General features: G+C 37.9%; 5 protein-coding genes. 4 read left to right on the forward strand and 1 reads right to left on the reverse strand.

Annotation, left to right across the window (positions count from 1 at the left end; all coding sequences use genetic code 11):
• The 4 genes from G593_RS20630 to G593_RS0118190 all read left to right on the forward strand — a co-directional run.
• Window positions 1-267 (forward strand): hypothetical protein (locus G593_RS20630; protein WP_044994879.1); only part of this gene is annotated, 267 nt, incomplete at its 5' end.
• Window positions 268-288: 21 nt separating this feature from the next.
• Entirely contained in the window at window positions 289-663 is a 375-nt protein-coding gene (locus G593_RS0118180; protein ID WP_021908000.1) for a GntR family transcriptional regulator, read from the forward strand.
• A gap of 1 nt (window position 664) precedes the next feature.
• Window positions 665-1,522, forward strand: coding sequence for an ABC transporter ATP-binding protein (locus G593_RS0118185; RefSeq protein ID WP_029732589.1), 858 nt, complete (start codon window positions 665-667; stop codon window positions 1,520-1,522).
• Window positions 1,523-1,579: 57 nt separating this feature from the next.
• Window positions 1,580-2,161: an ABC-2 transporter permease gene (locus tag G593_RS0118190; RefSeq protein ID WP_044994863.1), complete on the forward strand. Its 582-nt coding sequence runs from the start codon at window positions 1,580-1,582 to the stop codon at window positions 2,159-2,161.
• A 198-nt stretch (window positions 2,162-2,359) separates the two neighbouring features.
• Here the strand turns inward: G593_RS0118190 and G593_RS19985 are convergent.
• Window positions 2,360-2,470 (reverse strand): zinc ribbon domain-containing protein (locus G593_RS19985; protein ID WP_029731825.1); only part of this gene is annotated, 111 nt, incomplete at its 5' end.

Raw genomic sequence — 2,470 nt, forward strand, 5'->3', positions numbered from 1 at the left:
AATAGAGTGTCAGAATTAAAAGTCCATATAGAGTTGACGCGCTTTGTTCAACCAGAAAAAATCGAAATTGATGCAAACGAAAGGGCAGTTAATGAAAAGTCTCCATACTGCTTTTTCGTTTGCACCACCTTCGATTCTTTCCTTAACGATTTGCCAAAAGAGAGTAAAGAAAAATCCTGTAATTCCTCTCTATCTGTTTGTTTTCAGTATTATATTGACAATAATGTGCTTGTTGTTTATAATGTGTATGTAGTTACATCACACTAAAAGAAAGGGGCGAGAGGCTTTGTGAAAATACTAATCTCAAATACTTCTGACACTCCCTTATACCAACAAATAAAAGACCAGATTAAGGACGCCATATTAAAAGAAGAATTGGTTGAAGGGGACGCACTTCCCTCTATTCGGGCTTTTGCTAATGATTTGAAAGTGAGCGTCTTAACAATTCGACGGGTATATGAGGAGTTAGAACAGGAGGGATTTATTGTAAGTCAAGTAGGAATTGGGACATTTGTATCTACAAGCAATCTTGAATTACTCCGCGACTCCAAACGACGGCTTGTAGAACAAAAAATGGCGGATATGATACAAACAGCAAAATCACTGAAAATCAGTAAGGAAGAACTTAATTCCATGATGGATATTCTTTACGAGGAGGATTGAAATGAACGATATTTTGACAGTCAGCGGTTTAAATAAGTCGTATGGCGATTTTTCTTTGAAAGATGTGACATTCTCTTTGCCAGAGGGGTGTATCACAGGTTTTATTGGTGTCAATGGAGCAGGTAAAACAACAACGCTGCGGACGCTTTTAGGTCTGACGAACAAGCTATCCGGCAAAATTCAGTTTTTCGGTCTTGACATGGATAAGAATGAAAGAGAAATCAAAGACCGTATTGGTATAGTTTTAGACGGCGGGGGATTTTACGAAGAACTTTCGCTGGATGAAATGAAAGTAATTATTTCATCTGCGTACACTTCATGGTCTGAACAGGATTTTAAGCGGTACATGGATATGTTTTCGCTTGACCCGAAGCAAAAAATCAATAGCCTTTCCAAAGGTATGAGAATGAAGTATGCTCTTGCTTTAGCTCTTTCTCATAACGCAGAACTTTTGATTATGGATGAGCCGACAAGCGGACTTGATCCTTTAGTTAGGGGGCAGCTTTTGAAAATCTTAACTGAGTACATGGAAAATGGCGACAAAGGTGTTTTCTTTTCGACACATATCACCTCTGACCTTGATAAGATTGCCGATATGCTCATTATGATTGATAACGGGCGTATCGTCTTTCGAGAGGAAAAGGATACCTTGCTTGACACATATCGGATAGTCAAAGGTGATAGCGGAGCTTTAACAACTGATGCTCGCAAGCTTTTTTTATCTATATCTGAAACTGATTTTGGATTTACAGGAATTACAAAACAAATATCCGAAGTACGGTCTTATATTCCCAACATTATGGTTGAGCGTCCGACGATTGAGGATATTATGCTTGGAAATATCGGAGGTGAAAAGTGATGTTGTTCGCCCTACTAAAAAAAGGATTTTCTGATTGTAAAAAAATATGTGCTGATTATGCTTGTAGTTATTGTGCTTATCCCACCCGTCATGCGTTGGCGGACACCGGAGTTTACGGGAGTTTTTGGATTTATTCTTTCTGTCATTTTTGGCGTTTTCATGCTGTTGCAATATGTATCCCTAAAAGAGTATCAATTTCCAAAAGCTGCGACATTACTATGTGCCACACCATTTTCACGGAAAGCAATAGTTTCATCAAAATACATTTTTTGCATGGCTATATATGCAATCTGTTGTATCGTTTTTGAACTTGAAACCTTGTTTATGCCCGGATTAGGAACATCAGATATCAAGCTGTTTGCATTTATGTTTCTTATTGTATCTGTTTTTATTGGTATTTATTTGCCAATACAGTATAAGTTTGGATATGAAAAAACAAAGTTTGCCTTTGGGGTGATTATTATGGCTTCGCCATTTATTCTGCCACTGTTTATGAGAGCAGGAAGTCTAAACTTAAACTTCCTCTCTATGTTTTCCCCATACCTTGTTTATGGCGGTATTGTCCTTATTGGTTTTGCGATTTTAGCAATATCAGCATCTTTGTCTATAAAGATTTACGATAAAGCAGACTTGGCGTGATAAAGAAAGAAGGTGAGACTATGGATAGAGATACTATTTTTCTTTATGTCATTGCTGTGATAGCATCGTGTTTTGGATTGATAAACTGTAGTGAACTACCCATTGTCTAAAGCCAATGGGCTTCCTGCTTCGCAGACCTCGTAACCTACTATCTCCACAGGCGTTAATTCGGGCAGTCCCTGCCCTATATTGTTATTTTTATGCTATTTGTCTTAATCCTTCTTCCAGTATATTTTTTGCTGCGTTGATATCCCTGTCATGATTTGTTCCACAGACAGGACATGTCCATTCCCTTACTGATAGATTTTT

Origin of the sequence: Dorea sp. AGR2135, from assembly GCF_000420885.1 — a bacterium.
Lineage (GTDB): Bacteria > Bacillota > Clostridia > Lachnospirales > Lachnospiraceae > Dorea > Dorea formicigenerans.